The following is a 21,019-nucleotide window of genomic DNA, read 5'->3' as shown; positions in this document are numbered from 1 at the left end:
GGGTCGAGGTGATGAGGGGGAGTTGCGAGGTATCGATGTTGGTTGAGCGTTCGACGCGTGCAGCGATGGACGTGATCCTGCCACGCCGGGATCGGTGCCTACCCCTTGAGGCCTGAGAAGGTCATGGTCGCCACGAACTGCTTCTGGGCGAAGAGGAAGAACACGATCAGCGGGAGCGTGGCGACGACGTTGCCGGCCATGAGGAGCGCCCAGTCGGTGCGGCGCGCGCCCTGGAAGTTCGTGATGCCGAGCTGCAGGGTGAAGGCCTGGTCGTTGTTGATCGCGATGAGCGGCCAGACGAGGTCGTTCCACGAGCCCAACAGGGTGAAGATCGCGAGCGTCGCCAGCGCGGGCTTCGCGAGCGGCAGGATCACCCGGAAGAACACCTGGAGTCGGGTGCAGCCGTCGATGAGCGCGGCCTCCTCGAGCTCCGCCGGCAACGACAGGAAGAACTGCCGCATGAGGAAGATGCCGAACGCGGACGCCAGCCACGGCACGATCGCCGCCCCGAGGCTGTCGATGAGCCCGATCCGGGAGAACAGGATGTAGGTCGGGATCATGAGCAGCTGCGTCGGGATCATGATCGTCGCGACGATCATGAGGAAGCCCATCGTCTTGCCGCGGAACTTCAACCGCGCGAACCCGTAGCCGGCGAGCGAGCAGAGCACGAGGTGGGACAGGACCGCGACCGTCGACACGATGACCGTGTTGCCGAGCCAGAGCAGGATGTTCGACTCGGAGAAGAGCTTCGCGAACCCGTCGAAGGTGATGTGCGAGGGGAGGATGCGGGGCGGATAGGTGTTGATCTCCGACTCCGGCGTCACCGAGGTGATGAACATCTGCACGAACGGGATCGCGAAGATGATCGCGATCGGGGCGAGCACGAGGTGCCAGGGGCTGAACCGCCGACGCGTGCGTCGCTCGGCGGATGGAGCGGTCAGGGACGGCTTGCCGGTGGCGGCGTCGCCGCGTGGCGGGGTGGTCAGGACGGTCATCAGAATGCCTCCACGTTGGAACGGCGGGAGTAGAGCACGACACCGATCGTGGCGATGAGTGTCACCACGAACAGCCCGTAGGCGACCGCGGAGCCGTACCCGAACTGCAACTGCTTGAACGCCGCGTCCCAGAGGTAGAACACGATCGTCTGGGTGGCGCCGAGCGGGCCGCCCCTCGTGGTGGTGTACACGAGGTCGAACAGCTGGATCGCTTGGATGAACTGCCAGATCGCGACGAACACGGTGACCGGCCCGAGCTGCGGGAAGGTGATGCGCCAGAACGACTGCCAGGCGTTCGCGCCGTCGATCCGCGCCGCCTCGAGCAGTTCGGCGGGGATGTCCTGCAGCGCCGCCAGGTAGATGACGGTCGTGAACGCGGCCTGCCCCCAGAGCGACATGATCGTGATGACGACCATCGCCTGCCCCTGGTCTTCGAGCCAGCCCTGCGCCGGGAGTCCGAGGAACCGGAATACGGTGTTGAGGAGCCCGAACTGCGGGTTGAAGAGGTAGGTCGTGAGGATGCCGGTCGCGGCGGCGGAGGCGACGAAGGGGACGAAGATCGCCGTGCGGTAGACGCCGATGAAGCGGATCCGGCGGTTGAGAGCGACGGCGAGGAAGAGTCCGAGGCCGAGCGACGCGGGGACGAAGAGGAGCGTGTAGACGACCGTGTGGACGACGGCCGCCTGCAACTCGTCGTTGCCGATCATGCTGGCGTAGTTCTCCAGCCCCACCTGCTCCGGCTCGCTGAACCCGTCCCACTTCTGGAGCGACAGGAAGAACGCCCAGATCGCGGGGAAGATCGACAGGCCCAGCACGATGAGCATCGCCGGGGCGACGAAGCCCCAGCCGGTGAGGTTGTCGCGGAACCGTCGTCCGGAACGGCGGGGCCGGGCCGGAGCGCGCTCGGCACGCTCCGGCTTCGGCTTCGGCTCCGTCGATGGACGTGTGTCGCGTCCGGCGACCGTGGACATCAGTCCTCCGCCAGAGCGTCGTCGGCGGTCTTCGCGGCGTCCTCGAGCGCTTGCTTCGGATCGCCCTGGCCCTGCAGCACCGAGGAGATCGCCTTGCCGATGGCCTCCGACAGCCCGACGTAGCCGGGCACCGTCGGGCGGGCCTGCTTGGCGTTGACGCCGTTCTCGGCCATCACGTCGAGGCCGGGCAGCTGAGCCACCTGCGCCTGGAACTCGGGGGTGTCGATCTCGCTCGAGCGCAGCGGGAGGTTGCCGTAGGCGACGTTCCACTTGAGGTCCTGCTCCGAGTCCGTGAGCCACTTCGTGAACTCGTACGCCCAGTACTCGCGGTTCTTGTCGTTGTGGTCGAAGAGCGCCCAGACGTCGGGGCCGGAGACGGTCTGGTGGTCGCCGTCGGTGCCGGGGAGGACGGTGACGCCGTACTTCGTGCCCTTCGTCTGCAGCGTCGACAGCTGCCACGGACCGGAGGTGATCATGCCGATGCGGTCGCTGGCGAACAGGTCGCCGAACTTCGTGTCGGTCTGGTCGAGGTAGACGCTCTTGTCCTCGACCGCCATGTCGCGAAGGAAGGTCAGTGCGTCGACGCCCGCATCCGAGGCGAACTCGGCCGTCTTGGCGTCGTCGGAGATGATCGATCCACCGTTCTGCCAGAGGTGCGGCCAGAACTGCCAGGTCGTCTCCTCGCTGCCCGACACCGAGTACGCGTAGCCGTAGGTGTTCGTCGCCGGGTCGGTGAGCTGCTTCGACGCCTCGCGGAAGTCATCCCAGGTCCAGTCGGCCGTGGGGTAGTCGACGCCGGCCGCATCGAACACGGTCGTGTTGTAGAGGAGGGAGATGTTGTCGACCACGGCGGGGAAGCCGATCGTCTTCTCGCCGGTCGGCTGCACCGTCTTGCGGGCCGCCTCGGAGAACTCGTCCCACTTGACGTCGGGCTCGGCCACCTGGTCGGTGATGTCGAGGGTGCGGCCGGACGCCTCGAGTCGGCTCGCCCAGGAGCCGAAGGCGTACGAGACGTCGGGGTAGTTGCCACCCGCGAAGCTCGCAGAGAGCTTCTGCAGGAGGTCCTCCGTGGACGGCGCGCCCGAGGACACGTCGATGGTCACGTTGGGGTGCAGCTTCTCGAAGTCGTCGACGAGACCGGTGAGGATCTGTTGGGCGGCATCGGCCTGCCCGGTCCAGAAGGTGAGTTTCACCTTCGCGTCCTTGTCGAGCGTCGTGGCACCGGAGGATCCGCCGGCGCACCCGGAGAGCGCGAGCGCTCCGACGGCGAGGACGGCGGTCGCGGTGACGAGGCGACGTGCGCGGCGGGCGTGCGGTGAGGTGGAAGCGTGGATCGTGGAACGGGGTGGGAACATCGGTGGTCGTCTCCTGTGTCGATCGTTCGGGAAGGAATCGGTTCGGCGGTGCTTCGGGTCGGTCAGATGCGGTCGGCGGGGATGATCTCCCGCAGCGGCTCCGGCAGCAGCTCGCCGTGCGCGGCGACGAGGTCGTTGCACAGCTCCCAGATCTGCTCGGGCGTGAGGGTGGACGAGGCGTTCGGGTCCATGAGGACCGCCTGCCGGATGAGCGTCGGGTTGCCGGTGCGGGCCGCCTCGATCGTGAGCTCCGCGACGGAGACGTACGGGCGGTTGAGTGCGGCGCACTGCACGGGCAGGGCGCCCATGGGCTGCGGGGCGATGCCGTTCCCGTCGACCTGGACCGGGACTTCGACGACGGCACCCTGCGGCAGGTTGTCGATGAGGCCGCGGTTGACGACGTTCCCGTGGATGAGTCGCGGGGTGTCGGTCACGAGCGAGTGGATGAGCTGCGGCGCGTACTCGCTAGCCTCGTCCTCGAGCGTCAGCGGGGTCCCGGCCGCGAGGGCGGCCTTCGTCGCCTCGAACTCCGCGACGTTCTCCTCGCTGATGCCGAGGTACTCGAGCGGCTGGAGGCGGAAGCGCTCGACCTGCTCGGGGGAGCGGAGGAACCACGACAGGTACTCGGAGGAGTGCTCGCTCGTCTCGGTCGGGTAGTAGCCGATGCGGCGGAACATCTCGACGCGAACGCGGCGGCTGAGCTCCGGGTCCTCGCGAATGCGGTCGCGCAGGGCCGGGTAGAGGTCGCGGCCCTCGTGGGTCCACTCGAGCAACCACGACTGGTGGTTGACGCCGGCTGCGCGGTAGCTCGTGCCCTCGATCGGCACGCCGACGAGCTCGCAGAGGTCGTTGACCGTCCAGAACACGCTGTGGCAGAGGCCGATCGCGCTGATGTCGGGGGCGACGACCGACGCCCACCAGATGTTCATCGCCATCGGGTTGGTGTAGTTCAGGAGGTGGGCGTCTGGGCAGATCTCCCGCATGTCAGCGGTCAGCGCCGAAAGCAACGGGAAGGTGCGGAGGGCGCGGAAGACGCCGCCGACGCCGGTGGTGTCGCCGATGGTCTGCAGGAGACCGCGGGCCGCTGGGATCTCGAGGTCGGAGACGGTCGCGCGGATGCCGCCGACCTGCACCATGTTGACCACGAAGTCCGCGCCGGCGAGGGCGCGACGACGGTCGGACTCCGCCGAGATCGTCGCCCGGCCGTCGAGACGCTCGTCGACGTGGCGGGCCGTGCCCTCGGCCACCGCGAGGCGTTCGGGGTCGATGTCGTGCAGGACGATCTCGAGGCCGGCGAGGTCGCGGTAGCGGAGGAGGTCGGCGATGAGTTGGCGGGTGAAGACGACGCTGCCCGCCCCGATGAAAGTCACTCGTGTCATGGAGTGATCATCGACTACAGTGATCGAACCGAGCAAGAACTTGATCGGAAATCGATTGAAATGATCACTTTCGCTGAGCAGAGCCGTCGGCGACGAGGGAGGGGTTCGCCGTGGGAGGACCGACCGCAGCCGAGCTCTCGCGACACGCTCCGTCCGGGAAACGCAGTCAGCGGATGCGCGCCATCCTCGCGCTCCTCGCGGCGGAGGACGCCGTCGTCTCGATCGACGACCTCACGACCCGGCTCGACGTGTCGGCCCCGACGATCCGTCGCGACCTCGCCGATCTCGACGACCTGGGCCTCGTCCTCCGGACGCACGGTGGCGCTCGGGCGGTGGAGTCGCGCGACGAAGTGCCCGTGCGGTTCCGCGACACGCAGTTCCGTGAGGCCAAGCGTCGGATCGCCTTGCGCGCGGCGGAGATGATCCCCGCGGGACCGTACGCGATCGCCCTGAGTGGTGGCACCACCACGGCGGCGGTCGCCAAGGAGTTGAGCAACCGGGCGGAACTGACGATCGTGACGAACTCGCTCACCACGGCGACCGAGATCGCCTCCCGGCCGAACCTGCAGGTGATCATGACGGGAGGCCTGGTGCGCTCCTCGTCGTTCGAGGCGGTGGGGGCGCTCGCCGAGAACACCTTCAGCGCGATCAACGTGGGTACCGCGATCCTCGGGACCGACGGCATCAGTGCGCAGGGCGGTGCGACGACGCACGACGAGCGTGAGGCGCGGACGAACCTGGCGATGGTGCTACACGCGCAGCGGGTCATCGTGGTCGCCGACGGTTCGAAGGTCGGGCGGGTCACGCTCGCGCGCATGGCCGAGTTGGGGCAGATCCACGACCTCGTGACCGACTCCTCCGCCGACCCCCACGAGCTCGAGCGCCTCGCGGCCGCGGACATCGCCGTGCACGTCGTGGCCCTCTGATCCTTCGGGCCTTCTCGGCGGCTTGTGCCAGCGCGGTGCGCTGACGTGAGCGCGGGTCTGCCGCATGAGCGCTGGTCTCCAGAGGGGCGCGCTCGCGGTTGTGGGGTGCGCCCACGCTGAGTGGTGCGCACTCACGTCAGCGCACCGCGCCGACCTCAACCCCACAGATGTCGTGGGCACGGGCGGCATTGTTCTAGTACCATTGCAAACATGTTGTTCCGCGTCGATCCCACCTCCGCGGTCTCGCTCGCCGAGCAGATCGCGGTGCAGGTGCGCTCCGGCATCGCGACGGGCGCGCTGGCGCCGGGGGAGCGCCTCCCGCCTGCCCGCGACCTCGCCCGCGCACTGCAGATCAACATGCACACGGTCCTCCGCGCCTACGGAGAGCTCCGCGACGACGGGCTCATCGGGATGCGACAGGGCCGCGGCGCGTGGGTGAACGAGGATGCAGCACCGGGCCTCGTCCGGGTCAATGAACTCGTCGCCCAGCTCGTCACCGAGGCGCGCAAATTCGGGATCTCGCCGACGGACCTCAGCCGGATGATCGAACGCACCTGACGGGCTCCGGCGCCCACCTCGCGACCACGTCGGTCGACGCCGACGATCAGACCACCTCAGCAGCTCAGGGGGAGCACATGCACGACACCACCACCACACCGCCACCGGCAGCACCTGCGCGCGGACGGATCCTGCTCGCCGGCCTCGCCATGGCCGTCCCGGCGATCGCGATCGCACTCACCCGGCTCGTCTGGGGCGATGCGATCCCCGTCGACGTCGCCTCGCACTGGTCGGGCACCGGGGCACCGGACGACTCCCTGCCGGCCGCGGGCGTCTTCCTCGTGACGCTGATCATCGCGTCCGTCGCCGCGATCGCAGCCATCATCCTGCTCGCCCTGCCGAAGCCGGACATGCGCACCAAGCGCATGATCATCCTCTTCATCGGCATCGCCGCCGGGTCGGCCGCGTCCGTGTGGATCATCCCCACGTGGCTCACCGTGCAGGCGGGATCGGTCGATGGTGCCGTCCTCGGTTGGTGGATCGTCCCGCTTGCCGCGTGCTCGCTCTGGGGCGTGATCCCCGCCGTGATCCTGCCGGCTCAGCCGCTGCTCGCCGGTGCCGCTGCACGACCGGCGCCGATGGACCTCGGCGAGACCGAGGTCGGTGCCTGGAGTCGGAGCGTCACGGCCCTGCTGTTCCTCTGGCTCACCCTCGCCCTCGTCGCGATCGGCGCCGTCGCCTACACGCCGATCCTGCTGGGCGGCGAGTCGGGCGTCGCGATGTTCGGTCTGTCGATCCTCGCCCTCGCGACCCTCCTCTGCGCCTCGTTCATCCGGCTCCGCGTGAGCGTCGACTGGCGCGGCCTCCGCGTCGTATCGCTCTTCGGCATCCCGATGAAGCGCATCCCCCTCGACCAGGTCGACGTCGTCGAGGCCACCGACATCCGCCCGATGGACTGGGGTGGCTGGGGCTACCGGATCATGCCCGGCCGCTCGGCCGTCGTGCTGCGCTCCGGCCCCGGACTCGTCGTCACGAGCACCTCTGGCAAGCAGTTCGCGATCACGATCGACGACCCCGAGGAACCCGCCGCACTCCTGCAGGCGCTCGCCGCCCGCGCCGGCTCGCGCGTCTGACGTTGCACCGCGTGACGAACCGGACGTCCAACCTGTCCTGACGCCGTACGGTGAATCCATGAGCGAAGCACCCCTGGCCACGGAGCCGTCCACGACCGCGCTGCCCTCGACCACGATCGGCGCGGGCGACACCACCACGGAGGTCGGCGCCATCGGGTACGGCGCGATGTCCATCGCCGGCACCTACGGGGCGATCGCCGACGCCGATGTCACCGCCATCCTCGACGCCACCCTGGCGAGCGGCGTGAACCTCATCGACACTGCGAACGTCTACGGCGACGGCCGCAGTGAGGAACTCCTCGGCCGGTACCTGACCGGGCGCCGCGGTGACGTCTTCCTCGCGTCCAAGGTGGGCATCGTCACCGGCGGCGGCATCGGCAAACGAGGGATCCGTGGCGACCGCGCCCACCTCCACGAGCAGATCGACGGGACGCTCACCCGCCTCGGCACCGATCACCTCGACCTCTACTACCAGCACCGCGTCGACCCCGACATCCCGATCGAGGAGACCGTGGGGGCGCTCGCCGAACTGGTCGCCGCCGGCAAGGTGCTCCGCATCGGTCTGTCCGAGGCGACGGGCGACGAACTCCGCCGCGCGCACGGCGTGCACCCGATCGCCGCGATCCAGTCCGAGTGGAGCATCGTGAGCCGCGACATCGAGACCTACGTCGTCCCGACGGCGGCGGAGCTCGGCGTGACGGTCGTCGCGTTCTCGCCGCTGTCGCGCGGGCTGTTCACCGAGGACTTCACGGCCGAGACAGTGCCGCTCGGGGGGACGCGAGCGAACTTCCCGCGCTTCCAGCCCGAGCACCTCGCGGCGAACCTCGAACTGGCGGCCCGCTTCCGCACCCTCGCCCACCGCATCGCGACGACCGCGGAGGCGCTCGCGCTCGCCTGGGTGCACGACCGAGGACAACAGCTCGGCGCACGGGTCGTCTCGATCCCCGGCACCCGGAGCGTCGCGCACCTGCACGCGAACCTCGAGGCGTTCCAGGTTGAGCTGACGGATGAGATCCGAGCCGAGATCGACACCTACGCCGACCAGGTGAGCGGTCCGCGGGCCGCCGACCCGAACTGGGTGTCGGGCGGTCGCGAGGGGCTCATCTGATCGGGACCGAGCTCGAGCACGGTTCCGGTCAGGCGGTCAGCAGCCGATGGCTGGTTTGCCGGGGCGGCAGGGTTTGTCGACGCCCACGGTCGAGTTGCGGACGATCTGGACCGTGTGGGGTTCTTCGGTCGGGATCGACAGGGTTCCGACGACAGGAAGCCACCCGCTGTCGCCGATGCGGTACTCCGCGGCGTACTCGACTTCGACGGTGATGGTCTTCGTCCCGACCGTCGTGTAGCGGTGGCTGGTCGGGGTCTTGGAGAACTCGGCCAGTCCGAGGGCAGCCCACGAGGATCCGCCGGTCCGGGTGGTGGTCGTGTCGCCGTCGCTGTAGTCGAAGGTGAATCCGACGGGGATGAAGTTCACCTCTGCGACCTGGCCCAACAGGGTGCCGGTGCGTGTGTGGCCGGAAGCACCGGCGATGACGTTGGTGTGGAGCCCGCGGACACCCCAGGCGGCGGGTTCGGTGGTGACGGTGGGTGCGGCGGGGGCGAAGCTGGCGACGTCGCGGATCGTGACGGGGGCCGCCGGTGCTGCTTCGAGGTCGGTGCCGAGATCGCCGGGCGTGAAGGTGTAACACTCGTCCGGCCGCATGAGGCTGCAGACCGTCCGCTCACCGTTGGGCCCGTCGGTCACCCCGGGCGGCAACTCGGCCGAGCCGCCGCCACCACCGCCTCCGCCTGTCCCGCCGCCGGAGCCACCGCCTCCACCCGAACCAGGCTGCTCGACGCTTCCACCGATGTCGACCGAGCCACTGCCGACACAAGCGCCTTCCAGCTGACCCTCTGAACCGCATGAGGTGGCGAACGCGGCGCTTGCGGGTGCGAGCGTTATCGCAACGAGCAGGGCCGTCGCGGTAGCCAACGCGCATCTCAGATTTCGCATGACTCTCCTTCGGCGTCTACGTCGTGTTCGAGAAGGACGAAGTCGGATTGCCCCGTGCCACCAACACCTACGTCGTAAGCCCAAGTGCGGGTCCGCGGGCGGTCAGGGCGTACCGTCGAGTTGCCCGCAGCGTCAAGAACGTCGACAGAGCTGAGATCGATGCAAGACTTCGCCTTCGCAATGACACCGAGGGAGTCTGGAGTGGAGTACCACTCTGAGATGCGGGTCGAGACGAGTGTAGGTGCGCCCACAAGTGTCTTTCCCGCAGTAGCGAGTTCGATGAGGCTGCCGTGCTCGAACTCGGCCAACTGGTCTCCGACGATGACGTCGATTCGATCAACGTCGACACCTCCTTCGACGAGGATCGTGTTCGAGATCCGCATGAACTCCTGATAGGTCTCCGTCACCGCAGCCAGGGCCTGTTCCTCGTTCTCGAAGACCGGCGGAGTGCTGCTCGGAGGGGGAGCCGGTTCGACTTCCGTGCACGCGGTGAGCGCGAGGAGTCCCACCGCTAGTGCGAGTGTGGAGAAGGTTCGAGGTGAGGAGATCGTTGACATCCCTCGACGCTACGGGCGGTCGAAGAGGCCGCCCGGGTTATCCACAGTGCAGATATGCCTACACCGACATATGTCGCGCATGAGGCCGTTGTGCCAGCGCGGTGCGCTGGCGTGAGCGCACCCCAGGGTAGGTGAGCGCGGGTCTCCGGAGGGGCGCGCTCACGTGAGGGACCCGCGCTCGCGTCAGCGCACCGCGCTGGCGTCAGGCCCAGGCCCAGGCGCCGAAGTCAGGAGCGGCCGAGCCACCAGGCGGGGGAGGCCGCGATGACGGTGCGGGCCGCGGCGTCGATGTCGTCGAGGTCGCCGGATCGGAGCCACTCCTCGATCGCCGCGACGGTGCCGGCGCCGGCGTAGGCCACGAGCATCCGCACGTGTCGCTCGGGCGTGATGCCGTCCTCGCGAGGTGGGGCGATGTGCGGGTGTCGGTCGAGGTGGTGCGCGAGCGCCTGCTCGATCCGCTCGGTGAGCGCGTCACGCAGGGGTCCGATGAGCCGGGGGCGCATGGCGTTGCGGTAGATCGTCGCGTGCTCGGCGACGTGACGCAGGAGGTCGCGTTCGGACTCGTCGAAGACGCTCAGCGTCGAGTCGCTGTGCGCCGGCAGATCGGCGTGCGCCTGGAGCGTCTCATCCAGTTCCTCGCCGAGCACGTCAGCGAGCAGGTGGACCGGCGTCGCGGCGTGACGGTAGAAGGTGTCGCGGGTGATCCCCGCCACCCGGGACACTTCCGCAACGGTCACCTGATCGATGCGCTTCGCCGCCGCGAGGGTGTGGATCGCGTCGCGAAGGGCACTGCGGGTTCGTGCCTGACGAGGGTCCATGCGTTCACTCTAGTGAGGCCCGACCAGTCGGCTCGTGCACCGAGTTGCACCCCGGCTCGGAGAGTGCAATACTGCACTTCGTGATGCAGAGTGCAACTTCGACGAATCGGCTGTCCGACCGGATGGCCGCCACCGCCGCGCGCCTGACGACCGTGTCGCGTCGACTCACGGCGGCACAGGGGCTCAGCGGGTTCACGATCGAGGAACTCTGCGAGGAGGTCGGTGTCTCGCGTCGCACCTTCTTCAACTACTTCCCGAGCAAGGAGGACGCCGTCCTCGGCATCGACGAGACCGAGGAGACCGAGCGGTTCGCCACCGAGTTCCTCGCCCTCGGCTCGCGGGGGTGGCGCGCCGTGCTCGACGATTTCATGCTCATCGCGGCCGGCCATGCGGAGCGGTCCGGGTTCGGTCTCGCCGAGCACGTCGACTTCCACGCCGCCCTCGAGCGCGAACCCAAGTTGCTGGTCCGGTTCATGGGCCTCAACCGTGAGCGCGAGCAACTGCTCGTCGAGCTCATCGCCGTGCGGGAAGGCGTCCCGGCAGACGACCCGCGTGCCCGCGCCTGCGCCGACCTCTTCGGGATGGCGATCAAGACGACGATGGCGCGTGTCTTCGGCAGCGGCGTCGCCGACATCGGCCAGGGCGGGGAGTTCGACATCGTCGGCTCCATCCGCGACTGCCTCGCGACGTATCGCACCATCCTCGAGCCCGCCGACCCCGAATCCGCCGACGCCGGACCCACCGCCGCCGCACCCCAGATCCCCCACACGAACCCCACTCCCCGAAAGGACGTCCAGTGACCGCCGCCACCGCCGCACCCACCGAGGGCCCGATGCTGCTCACCAAGCGCCGCATCTGGATCATCTTCGCCGCCCTCATCGCGGGCATGCTGCTCTCCAGCCTCGACCAGACGATCGTCTCCACCGCCATGCCGACGATCGTCGGACAGCTGGGCGGCGTCGACCACCAGGTCTGGCTCACCACCGCCTACCTCCTGGCGACCACGATCGTCATGCCCGTCTACGGCAAGTTCGGTGACGTCCTCGGTCGTCGTCGCCTCTTCCTCGTCGCGATCGCCCTGTTCACGATCGCCTCCGTCGGTTGTGCGTTCGCGGGTGACTTCACGCAGCTCATCGTCTGGCGAGCCGTCCAGGGCCTCGGTGGCGGTGGCCTCATGATCCTGTCGCAGGCGATCATCGCCGACATCGTGCCCGCCTCCGAGCGCGGCAAGTACCTCGGCCCGCTCGGCGCCGTCTTCGGTCTCTCCGCCGTCGGTGGCCCGCTCCTCGGTGGTTTCTTCGTCGACCACCTCACCTGGCAGTGGGCGTTCTACATCAACATCCCGGTCGGCATCGCCGCCTTCGCGATCGCGTTCTTCACGCTGAAGCTGCCGAACAAGAAGGCGACCGCGCCGATCGACCTCCTCGGCGTGATCTTCCTCTCGGCGTTCACCACCTGCCTCATCTTCTTCACCGACTTCGGTGGCGACGCTGCGCACGGTTGGGGTGCCATCGAGACCTGGATGTTCGGCATCGGCATGCTGCTCGCCGCGCTGCTCTTCGTCATCACCGAGGCGCGCGCCAAGGACCCGATCATCCCGCTGTCGCTCTTCAAGAACCCGACGTTCATCAACGCGACCGCGATCGGCCTCACGCTCGGCCTCGGCATGTTCTCGGCGATCGGCTTCGTGCCGACGTTCCTCCAGATGTCGTCCGGCACCTCGGCAGCCGCATCGGGCCTGCTCATGATCCCGATGATGGTCGGCCTCATCGGTACCTCGATCGTCTCGGGGAACCTGATCACCAGGACCGGTCGCTACCGGATGTTCCCGGTCATCGGCACGCTCGTCACCGCCGCCTCGATGGTCGCGTTCACGACGCTCACGGCGGACACCCCGATCTGGCTGATCTGCGTCTTCCTGTTCTTCTTCGGCGCCGGTCTCGGCCTGATCATGCAGGTCGTCGTGCTCGTCGCCCAGAACTCGGTGGACGCGTCGATGGTCGGAACCGCGACCAGCACGAACAACTACTTCCGCGAGGTCGGTGCGTCGCTCGGTGTCGCCGTGTTCGGCACGATCTTCACCACGCGCCTCACGGCCAACCTGAAGGACGTGTTCGCGAGTTCGGGTGCCAGCGCGGGGGACGCTTCCAATGCGGCGGCGACGATCGACCCGCAGACGCTCAGCCAGCTTCCGCCGGGCATTCGCGACGGTGTCGTGACCGCCTATGCCGACGCTCTCGCCCCGGTGTTCTGGTACCTGCTGCCGTTCATCGGCGCGGCCTTCCTGCTGTCGTTGTTCCTCAAGCAGATCCCGCTGTCCGACGTCGCCGGGCTCGTCGCCCGCGGCGAGGCGGTCGGTGGGGACGAGGCGGAGTCGCTCGAGGCCGCAGCGCGCGGCAAGGTTCTCACCTCCGTGAACAGCAGCACTGAGACGGGTCAGGCGAACAACGCCGACAGTGCGGCATCGTCGACCGCGACACCCGAGGAGCGCGAGCGGTAACGGGCAAGACGGCATGACGCCGGCCGCGAGACAGAGGTCTCGCGGCCGGCGTCGTGCTGTCGGGCGGACTCAGCCCTTCGGCGAGACGACCTTGATGCGGGAGTGACCCGAGGGGCCGCCGGTCGACTCGATGTAGGTCTTGAACGCCTCGAGCGTTCCGCGCACGACCCGTCCGGCGAGCCCGAGCGCGGCAGCGGTCCGCTCCATCGCGGACACCGGCTTCCAGTGCACCGTGACGTCCACGCGGGTCTGCTGCTTGTCGATCGCGTCGAAGGTGGCGTCGCCACTGAACCAGACGTCGCCCTCGATGGTGCGCCAGACCAAGCGCTCCTCGGGGAGCTGCTCCAGGATCTCGACGAGGAACTGCCGCGAGAGTTTGCTGATCGCGACGGTCCAGCGACTGTAGACCTCGCCGGTCGTCGTCACCTCGCGCACCGCCGGCAAGAACTCCGGGTACGACTCGAAGTCGACCCACTGCTTGTAGACGGCGGCAATGGGGAGGTCGACGATGATGCTGTGCTGCACGGTCGAGACCCCGTCCTCCGCCGTGCGGGTTCGCTTCGCAGTCTCTTCGTCCCCGGGCTCGAACGATCCGTCGTCGGGCACGGAGTCCGTGCTTCCTCGTCGCTTCATTTGTCCTTCTTGTCCTTGCCGTTGTTGCCGTTGTTGCCCTTGTTCCCGTTGTTCCCGTTGTTCCCGTTGTTCCCGGAATCGTCCCCGCCTCCATCGTCTTCGACCGGCGAGACGGGTTCGACCGGCGCGACCGAACTGGGTTCCGGGGTCGGTGCCGGCGTCTCGACCGCGGGGGAGAGGTCGGCGCGGACGCGCGCGATCGCCGCACGGATGTCCGCGGCTCGCGTCGCCGAGACGGTCCCAGCCGCCTCGGCAGCGGCCAGCTGCGCCTCGAGCGCGTCGAGAGCCGCGAGCGCACCCGCTGTGTCGCCGTCGGCGGCTGCGTTCGCGACCACGAGTACACGACTCTGCAGGTCGCGGCCGGTGCTCGCGTCGAGGTCTGCAGCCGGTCCAGCGCAGCCACTCAGGAGGGCGACGACGACCACCGGTGCTGCGAGCAGCCGGAGCCCTCGGTTCCAGGAGTTCCTCATGGCGTCACCTCCCGCAGGAGTTCATCCAGATGCGTCGACAACGGCTCGGGCAGGGTGGGCAGCGTCGGGGCGGGCGGCTGTGCCTGGGACACGACGAACCAGACGACGGCGACCGCGATCACCAGCAGCACGGCCGCGAGGATCAGCCAGCGTCGAAGGCGCCGCGGCTGGTGCGCTGCGGCCTGTCGCCGTGCACCACCGTCGAGACGTCGCTCCGAGCGGCGAGTGCCGTCGAGCACCGCGGTCGGGCCGGTCTCGGCGCGCGCGCCTGTCATCGGCTCGAACGGCGTCGTCGAGACGAGCGGCTCGGTCGCGGCCGTCGGCGCCGGGTCGGCGGTCGTCGTCATCGCAGGTGCCGAGGTCGCCACGGTCGCATCCGCCGGGTCGAGCACGGGGTCCATCGCGCGGGCCGTCGTGGCGACGTCCAGGGCGGTGGGGCGCTGCGCCGGTTCGGACGCGGTCATCGCGGTGAGCAGCGACTTCCACTGGTAGCCGAGCTCGCCGGGGATCGTCGGCGACGCGTTGAGGCGTGCCATGAGCGACTCGTGCGTGGTGGTCTGCGGGTAGGCGCGGCGACCGGTCAGGGCTTCGAGGAGGACGAGTCCGAGGGCGTACACGTCGGCCGGAGGGGCCGGATCCGCACCACGGACGAGCTCGGGACTGAGGTAGGCGACCGTGCCCATCAACGAGCCGGGCGCGGTCATCCGGGTGCTGTCGATGAGGTAGGCGATGCCGAAGTCGGCGAGCTTCGCGCGATACTCCTGGTGGGGCAGGATCGTCGGTCGCAGCAGCACGTTGGACGGCTTGATGTCGCGATGGACGACTCGCGCCGCGTGCACCGTGTGGAGTGCCTCCGCGAGGTCGACGGCCATCGCGGCGACCTCGGACGACGGAAGCGGCGACCGAGCGATGCGCTGGGACAGCGTCGGGCCGTCGACGTGCTCCATGACGAGGTAGGAGCCGTCGCCGGCCACGACCCTGGCGTCGAACAGGGTGACGAGGGCCGGGTGGTTCAGCGACGCGAGCAGACGCGTCTCCGACGCTGTCCTGGCACCGTCGGTCGCATCGGTCGTTCCCGGGCGGAACAGCTTGACCGCCACCTTGCGCCCGAGCACCTCGTCGGTCGCCAGATGGACGGTCGCCATCCCGCCGGCACCGATCGGTCGCTCGAGTCGATACCGACCGTCCAGCAGTTCGCCGCTCTGAGACGGCGCGGTAGCGGGTTCGGTCATGGGTGGTGCGGCCGGTCCGGTCGTCAGAGGACGGGGCCGTCGTTGTCGGTCGTGCTGCGGCGGATGACGCGTTCGCCGCTACCGGGGTCCACTGCGGAGCGCGTGGTCGAGGAGACCTGTCGACGGCGGAGCACGAGCACGAGCGAGATGAGGAACACCACCGCGCCGGCGGCCATGAGGATGTACCCGATGAGCGTGAGGTCCACAGCGGGGACGTCGACGTTCACGGCGAAGGCGAGGATGGCGCCGATGACGATCAGGGCGATTCCGGTTCCGAGACCCATGAGTAGCTCCTCTTCTCGACGACCGTGAGTTCGAGCGGATCGCTCAAGGGGTGTTCACGGACGACTCAGCCTATTATTGAGTCAATCACGGTTGAGTCAACGGGGGTTGTGTCGGTGGAGTCGCTGGCGGTAAGGGCGTCCAAGTTCGCCGCGCTCTCAGAGCCGGCGCGGCTGCGCATCGTGGACCTTCTCGCGCTCGGCGACCTCTCACCGACCGAGATCCAGCTCGCCCTCGGGATCGGGTCGAACCTCGTCTCCCATCACCTCAGCGTCCTCCAGCGAGCGGGGATCCTCTCGCGCTCACGATCCGAGTCCGATGGACGCCGCAACTACGTGCGGCTCGTCCCGGGGGCGTTCGACCGCCTCGCGCCCGAACCGATCAGCGCCCCGGCGCGGGTCGTCTTCGTCTGCACGGCGAACTCGGCGCGGTCGCAGATGGCGGAGGCACTCTGGCAGGACCGCAGTGACGTCCCCGTCGCATCCGCGGGCAGCCGGCCGGCGAGCGAGGTCAACCCGGGCGCCGTTCGGGCGGCGGCGCGCCATGGCGTCCGGATCAGCCCGAGCGTTCCACGCGCAACGGCGGAGGTCCTCCGGCACGGCGACTTCGTCATCACCGTGTGCAACCGGGCGCACGAGGAGCTCGGCGGGCGGGACGACCTGCACTGGTCGATCCCCGACCCGGCCGCACCCGCGACCGATGAGGCGTTCGACGAAGCGTTCCGGGACATCCGCCTGCGCGTCGACGAGTTCGTCAGCCGGCTGGCACCGGTCGCCGGATAGGACCGGGGCGCCCGGCGGTGGCAGCTGGTCGCGGCACCGACCTCATCCGGCGTCGGGCAGGAGTTCCGGGCACTCGCCGCCGGGGACAGTGGCCAACTCGAAGTGCCAGATCTCGTTCGCGTAGGTCTGGCAGAGGCCGTAGTCGGCGCCGTGCTCGATGAGCCAGTAGTCGGCGTCCGTCGCACCGATGTCGACGGCCGCCCCGCGCGTGTGCGAGGAGCCGTCGGGCGTCGCGACGTACTGCCGCGCGGCCGCCTCACTGCCGTACTGGAGGATCGCCTCGTCGAGCAGGTGCTGCTGGTACGCCGTGCTCCGCCATCCGGAGCTCACGTACAGCGCGACGTCGTCCTGCGCTGCTGCGTCGGTCGCCTGCCGGACGGCCTCCAGGAGGTCCGCATCGAGGTTCGCGATTGCCGGGAGATCGGTGTCGTAGGCCGAGTACCGGTTCTCCTCCAACACGCCGTCCTCGGCCCCGAACTCGCCATCCGTCGTGGTCGTGGTTCCGGCACCCGTGTCTCCGGACGGCCGCTCGGCCAGCGCGGTGATCCCGCGGGTGATGGTCGGCGCGACGCCCGTGCACGCGGCCAGGGCGATCGCGGCGGTGAGGGCGACGGCCGTGGCGGCGAGGATGACGACGGCTCGGTCGGAGCCTCTGCGGGCGACGGTGCTCCGTCGACCCTGGTGGCGGTGCGGCTGGTGCTGGATGCCGTGCTGCATGGTTCCTCCTCGGTCGGTCGTCGGTGTTCGGCACGCGACGACCAGGCCCCAGTCCAGCTCGACGGCGGTTGCGCGGGCGTCGGACGATCACCAGACGGTTCCGAAACACGGTGCCGCCTACGATCGACACGACGCCCATCGCGGGCGCTGGAGCGACGCCTTCGACGCGTCATCCGTCCCGAACACCGGAGGTCCCATGCGCGTCCTGATCGCCGAGGACGAGCAGTACCTCGCCGAGAGCATCCTCGAGGGCCTGCAGCACGAGGGGCTCGCCGCCGACCTCGTGTTCGACGGCGACACCGCGCTCGAGCGGCTCGCCGTCAACGCCTACGACGTCGTGGTGCTCGACCGCGACCTCCCTGGCACGCACGGCGACGACGTCTGTCGCTGGATCATCGCCCAGGAAATGCCCTGCCGGGTGCTCATGCTCACCGCTGCCGCCGACCTCGACGACAAGGAGAGCGGCTTCGAGATCGGCGCCGACGACTACCTGACCAAGCCGTTCGAGCTGCGCGAGCTCGTCCTCCGGCTCCGTTCACTGGCGCGTCGACCCAAAGCGTCGCTCCCACCCGTCCTCGAGTACGCCGGTGTGCGGCTCGACCCGTTCCGCCGCGAGGTCTACCGCAACGGCCGGTACGTGCGTCTGGCGAAGAAGCAGTTCGCGGTGCTGGAGATCCTGCTCGCGGCGAAGGGCGGCGTCGTGAGTGCCGAAGAGCTCCTCGAGCGCGCCTGGGACGAGCACGCCGACCCGTTCACGAACGCCGTGCGGGTGACGATGTCCACGCTCCGGAAGGTGCTCGGCGAGCCGTGGATCATCCACACCGTGCCGGGCGTCGGGTACCGGGTGCTCCCGCCGGGCGAGGACGAGCGCACGAGGGTGGACGCCGAATGACCACCGCGTCCCCCGCTCGGCCGGTCGCGTCCCGTCCGACGCGCATCACGGCCCGCGTCAAGCTCACCGCGACCTATGCCGCCTTCACGGTCGTCACCGGTCTCGTCGCGCTGATCGTCATCAACGTCATCATCTGGCGCTTCCCCGACTACCCGATCGCGCCAGCCGGCGATCCGGAGCAGTTGTCCGGCATCACCCGTGGCGAGATCCGCGATTCGCTCATCAACTACTCGATGCTCGCGCTCATCGCGATGGCCGTGATCGGCACCGGTGTCGGCTGGATCGTCGCCGGTCGGGTCCTGCGACCGCTGCGCGACCTCAACGACGCGGTGCGGGCTGCAGCGGCGGGCTCGCTCGACCACCGCATCGCGATGACGGGTCCGCGCGACGAGTTCCGCGAACTCGCCGACCGCTTCGACGACATGCTCGCGCGCCTGGAGCAGTCGTTCCTCACGCAGAAGCGCTTCGCGGCCAATGCCTCGCACGAGCTGCGCACGCCGCTCGCGACCATGAAGATGCTCATCGAGGTGGCGCAGGCCGACCCGGAGGGCCGTGACGTCGACCGCGCGCTCCGCCGACTGCACGAGACGAACGAGCGGGGGATCGCGATCGTGGAAGCCCTGTTGCAGCTGAACCAGCTCGACCGCCGACCGCTCGTGACCTCGCCCGTCGACCTGGCGGCGGTGGCCCGCGACGCGTCGCAGCTCGTCGCACCGGACGTCGCCCACGCCGGCGTCACGATCTCCTCGACCCTCCGGAGCACCGCCGTGCTCGGCAATCGCGTGCTCCTCCAGCAGCTGCTGACGAACCTGCTGTCGAACGCCGTGCGGTACAACAGCGGTCCGGGCGGATGGGTCTCCGTCTGGGTGGGCGAGGATCCGCAGGCCGACCCGTCCGCGGCCGACCACGCGGTCGTGGTCGTCAGCAACTCAGGACCGCTGCTCGGCGACGACGAGGTCGCTCGGTTCGTCGAGCCGTTCGATCGCCACGACGCCAGGATCGCGCGCGCCGCCGGTGCCGACCGTGGCAACGGGCTCGGGCTGACGCTCGGTGCGCGGATCGTCGAGCTGCACGGTGGCTCGCTGGGCCTCGCGCCGCTGCCGGCCGGCGGGCTCGAAGTGACGGTGCTGCTGCCCGCCGTGCCCGCTCCTGAGCCGGACGACGCCTGACCCCGGAACGACGGGACGGCCGACCGATCAACGGATCGGTCGGCCGTCCCGTCCGGAGCGGTCGTCACTGCACGGCGCAGGCCCTGGCCTCGTCGAACAGGTCCTCCGGCAGGTCCCACACGCCGTTCGCGTCGGGGTCCGGGACGTCGAACCCCTGGTCGCGCAGGCACTGGGCGCGGAGCCGCAGTTCGTCGGAGATCTCCGCCCTGGTGGGCTGATCGGGGTTGGCCGGCGGTGGGCCGAGTTCCGTGCTGCAGGCGTCGTAGGCCTGGTTCATCGCATCGCTGCCGTCGAGGGTGATCGCCGTGCCGGGTTCCGGGTCCACGACGTCGACCCCGTGGTCGCGCAGGCAACCCGCGAGGGAGATCGTGTAGTCGTCGAACGCCTGGGCGTAGCCGTCGGCGGTCGACGGCGACCCGCCACCGCCGGACGGGGCGTCCGACGTCCCGGAGCAGGCGGTGAGCCCCAGCATGAGGGCGAGGACGGGGACGGCGAAGCCGAAGGCGGCTGATCTGCGCATGGGATGGTCCTTTCTGACGAGTGACCGGGGTCGGTCACCCAGCCATCCCAGCAACCGGCCTGTTCTGTCCTCGTCTGTCGATCACCAGACGTCCTCGACATGCGTGCGGACCATGTGGTCAGTTCATGCGCATGACGATCCAGAGGATCACCGTTCCGACGACGAACACGATGGGGATCCACGTGCCGGATCGTCGCAACCTGCGGCCGGACGGAGCGACCCCCGGCGGCGGCTTGAGCAGTCCGAGTGCTGGGGAGTCGGCCTGAGCGCCTGGTGCAGACGGATGCTCCAGCCCTCCTGGTGACTGCGGCTGGAGGCGGTCGTCCCGCCACCGCGCCCACTGGTCCAACTTCGTCATCAGCGCGTCGACGACGCTGAACAGCCAGGCCCAGGTGTCGGGATCGAGGGTCGACACCTCGCGTTTCGTGTACAGGAACATCCAATCGTCGATGATCTCGACGTCGAGTTGGGCGGCGTGGTCGATGAACCGCGCCATGATGTCCGGCGTGAATAGGTACAGGGCGTCGCGTTCGTAGCCGGCCGGGCAGTAGAGCGTGAAGTGCTGGTCGAAGTCGCCTTCGAGGGACAGCCGCTGGGCGCGCTGGAACGCCGCGGGAAGGTTCGAGCCGAAGCCGTTGTTGCCGATCGCATCGAGCACGATGTTCGGCAGGGGGACGTCCAGCTTCACCGCGACGTACCCCCAGTGGTGCGTCGTCGAACTCTTGCCATGGCGGACCGTGTACCGGTAGTTGCCGAACTCCACGGGGCGGGGACGATCAGCCCGCAGCACGTCGGTAGCCTGCCGCGACGATCCGATCCCGAAGATCATGCCGGGGAACGGTGGGTAGCTGAGGTCGGAGGTGTAGGTCATCCCGTTGGTCGCCGCGAACTGGGAGAGGCGGAAGCGCTTGATGCGCCTCGTGCGCCAGGAGAGGACCGCGACGACCGCGACGGCGGCGGCCGCGAGGAGTCCGATCCCGAGCAGCGGCGTCGGGCCGGAGCCGCCTCGTGAGGAAGACGACAGCGTCCCCAACAGGACGAACCCGGCGACGGTGACCACGACGACTCCCGCGATCAGGCCGATGAACAGCCGCGCGGAAGGCGCCCGGTGGTACGCGGGCGCCTTCGCCATGGCCTCGCTGTCGACAGGGTCGATGAGCGCTCGGGTGTCGATCGTGCCGTTCATCCCCTCAAACT

At 69.1% G+C, this 21,019-nt stretch carries 23 protein-coding genes; 9 read left to right on the top strand and 14 right to left on the bottom strand.

Going from position 1 to position 21,019, the window contains the following annotated elements; all coding sequences use genetic code 11:
• Positions 1-98 precede the first annotated feature (98 nt).
• From IFR14_RS18355 to melA, 4 genes are all read right to left on the bottom strand, one after another.
• Positions 99-995 (bottom strand): carbohydrate ABC transporter permease, encoded by an 897-nt coding sequence (locus tag IFR14_RS18355; protein WP_137244026.1) that lies wholly within the window; start codon positions 993-995, stop codon positions 99-101.
• Positions 995-1,966, bottom strand: a complete 972-nt coding sequence (locus IFR14_RS18350; protein WP_191941868.1) for a carbohydrate ABC transporter permease — start codon at positions 1,964-1,966, stop codon at positions 995-997. Before IFR14_RS18350 ends, IFR14_RS18355 begins: the two co-directional genes overlap by 1 nt.
• Positions 1,966-3,321, bottom strand: coding sequence for an ABC transporter substrate-binding protein (locus tag IFR14_RS18345; protein WP_137244025.1), 1,356 nt, complete (start codon positions 3,319-3,321; stop codon positions 1,966-1,968). The genes IFR14_RS18350 and IFR14_RS18345 overlap by 1 nt, the downstream gene beginning before the upstream one ends.
• Positions 3,322-3,383: 62 nt before the next feature.
• Positions 3,384-4,700 carry an alpha-glucosidase/alpha-galactosidase gene (gene melA / locus IFR14_RS18340; RefSeq protein ID WP_137244024.1) on the bottom strand — a complete coding sequence of 439 codons (1,317 nt, stop codon included), beginning with the start codon at positions 4,698-4,700 and terminating at the stop codon, positions 3,384-3,386.
• Positions 4,701-4,810: 110 nt separating this feature from the next.
• Between melA and IFR14_RS18335 the strand changes: the two genes are divergently transcribed.
• The 4 genes from IFR14_RS18335 to IFR14_RS18320 all read left to right on the top strand — a co-directional run bounded on the left by IFR14_RS18335 (position 4,811) and on the right by IFR14_RS18320 (position 8,365).
• The gene (locus IFR14_RS18335; protein ID WP_240044098.1) at positions 4,811-5,626 is read left to right on the top strand and encodes a DeoR/GlpR family DNA-binding transcription regulator; all 816 of its coding nucleotides are present in this window, start codon (positions 4,811-4,813) and stop codon (positions 5,624-5,626) included.
• Between the two features lie 210 nt (positions 5,627-5,836).
• Complete coding sequence (locus tag IFR14_RS18330; protein ID WP_137244023.1) at positions 5,837-6,184, top strand: GntR family transcriptional regulator; 348 nt, start codon at positions 5,837-5,839, stop codon at positions 6,182-6,184.
• A gap of 77 nt (positions 6,185-6,261) precedes the next feature.
• Positions 6,262-7,257: a hypothetical protein gene (locus IFR14_RS18325; protein ID WP_191941867.1), complete on the top strand. Its 996-nt coding sequence runs from the start codon at positions 6,262-6,264 to the stop codon at positions 7,255-7,257.
• Between the two features lie 58 nt (positions 7,258-7,315).
• Positions 7,316-8,365: an aldo/keto reductase gene (locus IFR14_RS18320; RefSeq protein ID WP_191941866.1), complete on the top strand. Its 1,050-nt coding sequence runs from the start codon at positions 7,316-7,318 to the stop codon at positions 8,363-8,365.
• A 36-nt stretch (positions 8,366-8,401) separates the two neighbouring features.
• Here IFR14_RS18320 and IFR14_RS18315 read toward each other — a convergent pair whose 3' ends face one another.
• From IFR14_RS18315 to IFR14_RS18305, 3 genes are all read right to left on the bottom strand, one after another.
• Positions 8,402-9,001: a hypothetical protein gene (locus IFR14_RS18315; protein ID WP_191941865.1), complete on the bottom strand. Its 600-nt coding sequence runs from the start codon at positions 8,999-9,001 to the stop codon at positions 8,402-8,404.
• 236 nt (positions 9,002-9,237) lie between these two features.
• Positions 9,238-9,807 carry a hypothetical protein gene (locus tag IFR14_RS18310; RefSeq protein ID WP_191941864.1) on the bottom strand — a complete coding sequence of 190 codons (570 nt, stop codon included), beginning with the start codon at positions 9,805-9,807 and terminating at the stop codon, positions 9,238-9,240.
• Between the two features lie 227 nt (positions 9,808-10,034).
• Positions 10,035-10,625 carry a TetR/AcrR family transcriptional regulator gene (locus IFR14_RS18305; RefSeq protein WP_191941863.1) on the bottom strand — a complete coding sequence of 197 codons (591 nt, stop codon included), beginning with the start codon at positions 10,623-10,625 and terminating at the stop codon, positions 10,035-10,037.
• Positions 10,626-10,708: 83 nt separating this feature from the next.
• On the opposite strand from IFR14_RS18305, the gene IFR14_RS18300 reads away from it, so the two are divergent.
• Together IFR14_RS18300 and IFR14_RS18295 are read left to right on the top strand one after the other, a co-directional pair.
• Positions 10,709-11,425: a TetR/AcrR family transcriptional regulator gene (locus IFR14_RS18300; RefSeq protein WP_191941862.1), complete on the top strand. Its 717-nt coding sequence runs from the start codon at positions 10,709-10,711 to the stop codon at positions 11,423-11,425.
• Between the two features lie 32 nt (positions 11,426-11,457).
• A complete protein-coding gene (locus IFR14_RS18295) occupies positions 11,458-13,125 on the top strand; it encodes an MDR family MFS transporter (RefSeq protein ID WP_079707001.1) in 1,668 nt (555 codons plus the stop codon).
• 69 nt (positions 13,126-13,194) lie between these two features.
• Here the strand turns inward: IFR14_RS18295 and IFR14_RS18290 are convergent, their stop codons facing one another.
• The 4 genes from IFR14_RS18290 to IFR14_RS18275 are packed head-to-tail and all read right to left on the bottom strand — an operon-like array spanning position 13,195 to position 15,744.
• Positions 13,195-13,758, bottom strand: a complete 564-nt coding sequence (locus IFR14_RS18290) for an SRPBCC family protein (RefSeq protein ID WP_191941861.1) — start codon at positions 13,756-13,758, stop codon at positions 13,195-13,197.
• The gene (locus IFR14_RS18285; protein ID WP_191941860.1) at positions 13,755-14,228 is read right to left on the bottom strand and encodes a hypothetical protein; all 474 of its coding nucleotides are present in this window, start codon (positions 14,226-14,228) and stop codon (positions 13,755-13,757) included. Before IFR14_RS18285 ends, IFR14_RS18290 begins: the two co-directional genes overlap by 4 nt.
• Positions 14,225-15,460 carry a serine/threonine-protein kinase gene (locus IFR14_RS18280; RefSeq protein ID WP_191941859.1) on the bottom strand — a complete coding sequence of 412 codons (1,236 nt, stop codon included), beginning with the start codon at positions 15,458-15,460 and terminating at the stop codon, positions 14,225-14,227. The genes IFR14_RS18285 and IFR14_RS18280 overlap by 4 nt, the downstream gene beginning before the upstream one ends.
• Positions 15,461-15,483: 23 nt before the next feature.
• A complete protein-coding gene (locus IFR14_RS18275; protein ID WP_191941858.1) occupies positions 15,484-15,744 on the bottom strand; it encodes a DUF6458 family protein in 261 nt (86 codons plus the stop codon).
• A 108-nt stretch (positions 15,745-15,852) separates the two neighbouring features.
• Between IFR14_RS18275 and IFR14_RS18270 the strand changes: the two genes are divergently transcribed.
• Positions 15,853-16,524, top strand: coding sequence for a metalloregulator ArsR/SmtB family transcription factor (locus tag IFR14_RS18270; protein ID WP_191941857.1), 672 nt, complete (start codon positions 15,853-15,855; stop codon positions 16,522-16,524).
• Positions 16,525-16,566: 42 nt separating this feature from the next.
• Here IFR14_RS18270 and IFR14_RS18265 read toward each other — a convergent pair whose 3' ends face one another.
• Positions 16,567-17,241 (bottom strand): M15 family metallopeptidase, encoded by a 675-nt coding sequence (locus IFR14_RS18265; protein ID WP_191941856.1) that lies wholly within the window; start codon positions 17,239-17,241, stop codon positions 16,567-16,569.
• 196 nt (positions 17,242-17,437) lie between these two features.
• Between IFR14_RS18265 and IFR14_RS18260 the strand changes: the two genes are divergently transcribed.
• Both IFR14_RS18260 and IFR14_RS18255 read left to right on the top strand, forming a co-directional pair.
• A complete protein-coding gene (locus tag IFR14_RS18260) occupies positions 17,438-18,133 on the top strand; it encodes a response regulator transcription factor (RefSeq protein WP_191941855.1) in 696 nt (231 codons plus the stop codon).
• Complete coding sequence (locus tag IFR14_RS18255; RefSeq protein WP_124767447.1) at positions 18,130-19,302, top strand: sensor histidine kinase; 1,173 nt, start codon at positions 18,130-18,132, stop codon at positions 19,300-19,302. Before IFR14_RS18260 ends, IFR14_RS18255 begins: the two co-directional genes overlap by 4 nt.
• A 64-nt stretch (positions 19,303-19,366) precedes the next feature.
• Here IFR14_RS18255 and IFR14_RS18250 read toward each other — a convergent pair whose 3' ends face one another.
• Positions 19,367-19,822, bottom strand: a complete 456-nt coding sequence (locus IFR14_RS18250) for a hypothetical protein (protein WP_124767446.1) — start codon at positions 19,820-19,822, stop codon at positions 19,367-19,369.
• 118 nt (positions 19,823-19,940) lie between these two features.
• Positions 19,941-21,008 carry a hypothetical protein gene (locus tag IFR14_RS18245; protein WP_124767445.1) on the bottom strand — a complete coding sequence of 356 codons (1,068 nt, stop codon included), beginning with the start codon at positions 21,006-21,008 and terminating at the stop codon, positions 19,941-19,943.
• Positions 21,009-21,019: the final 11 nt, after the last annotated feature.

Source organism: Plantibacter sp. CFBP 8775, from assembly GCF_014839505.1.
Classification (GTDB): domain Bacteria; phylum Actinomycetota; class Actinomycetes; order Actinomycetales; family Microbacteriaceae; genus Plantibacter; species Plantibacter auratus.
This window is presented reverse-complemented; position numbering and strand designations above follow the sequence as displayed.

What these genes read in the sequence shown, in the direction of transcription:
- IFR14_RS18355 (WP_137244026.1), bottom strand. Translation starts at nt 995, where the DNA reads ATGACCGTCCTGACCACCCCGCCACGCGGCGACGCCGCCACCGGCAAG.
- IFR14_RS18350 (WP_191941868.1), bottom strand. Translation starts at nt 1,966, where the DNA reads ATGTCCACGGTCGCCGGACGCGACACACGTCCATCGACGGAGCCGAAG.
- IFR14_RS18345 (WP_137244025.1), bottom strand. Translation starts at nt 3,321, where the DNA reads ATGTTCCCACCCCGTTCCACGATCCACGCTTCCACCTCACCGCACGCC.
- melA (WP_137244024.1), bottom strand. Translation starts at nt 4,700, where the DNA reads ATGACACGAGTGACTTTCATCGGGGCGGGCAGCGTCGTCTTCACCCGC.
- IFR14_RS18330 (WP_137244023.1), top strand. Translation starts at nt 5,837, where the DNA reads ATGTTGTTCCGCGTCGATCCCACCTCCGCGGTCTCGCTCGCCGAGCAG.
- IFR14_RS18325 (WP_191941867.1), top strand. Translation starts at nt 6,262, where the DNA reads ATGCACGACACCACCACCACACCGCCACCGGCAGCACCTGCGCGCGGA.
- IFR14_RS18320 (WP_191941866.1), top strand. Translation starts at nt 7,316, where the DNA reads ATGAGCGAAGCACCCCTGGCCACGGAGCCGTCCACGACCGCGCTGCCC.
- IFR14_RS18310 (WP_191941864.1), bottom strand. Translation starts at nt 9,807, where the DNA reads ATGTCAACGATCTCCTCACCTCGAACCTTCTCCACACTCGCACTAGCG.
- IFR14_RS18305 (WP_191941863.1), bottom strand. Translation starts at nt 10,625, where the DNA reads ATGGACCCTCGTCAGGCACGAACCCGCAGTGCCCTTCGCGACGCGATC.
- IFR14_RS18300 (WP_191941862.1), top strand. Translation starts at nt 10,709, where the DNA reads ATGCAGAGTGCAACTTCGACGAATCGGCTGTCCGACCGGATGGCCGCC.
- IFR14_RS18295 (WP_079707001.1), top strand. Translation starts at nt 11,458, where the DNA reads ATGCTGCTCACCAAGCGCCGCATCTGGATCATCTTCGCCGCCCTCATC.
- IFR14_RS18290 (WP_191941861.1), bottom strand. Translation starts at nt 13,758, where the DNA reads ATGAAGCGACGAGGAAGCACGGACTCCGTGCCCGACGACGGATCGTTC.
- IFR14_RS18285 (WP_191941860.1), bottom strand. Translation starts at nt 14,228, where the DNA reads ATGAGGAACTCCTGGAACCGAGGGCTCCGGCTGCTCGCAGCACCGGTG.
- IFR14_RS18280 (WP_191941859.1), bottom strand. Translation starts at nt 15,460, where the DNA reads ATGACCGAACCCGCTACCGCGCCGTCTCAGAGCGGCGAACTGCTGGAC.
- IFR14_RS18275 (WP_191941858.1), bottom strand. Translation starts at nt 15,744, where the DNA reads ATGGGTCTCGGAACCGGAATCGCCCTGATCGTCATCGGCGCCATCCTC.
- IFR14_RS18265 (WP_191941856.1), bottom strand. Translation starts at nt 17,241, where the DNA reads ATGCAGCACGGCATCCAGCACCAGCCGCACCGCCACCAGGGTCGACGG.
- IFR14_RS18260 (WP_191941855.1), top strand. Translation starts at nt 17,438, where the DNA reads ATGCGCGTCCTGATCGCCGAGGACGAGCAGTACCTCGCCGAGAGCATC.
- IFR14_RS18255 (WP_124767447.1), top strand. Translation starts at nt 18,130, where the DNA reads ATGACCACCGCGTCCCCCGCTCGGCCGGTCGCGTCCCGTCCGACGCGC.
- IFR14_RS18250 (WP_124767446.1), bottom strand. Translation starts at nt 19,822, where the DNA reads ATGCGCAGATCAGCCGCCTTCGGCTTCGCCGTCCCCGTCCTCGCCCTC.
- IFR14_RS18245 (WP_124767445.1), bottom strand. Translation starts at nt 21,008, where the DNA reads ATGAACGGCACGATCGACACCCGAGCGCTCATCGACCCTGTCGACAGC.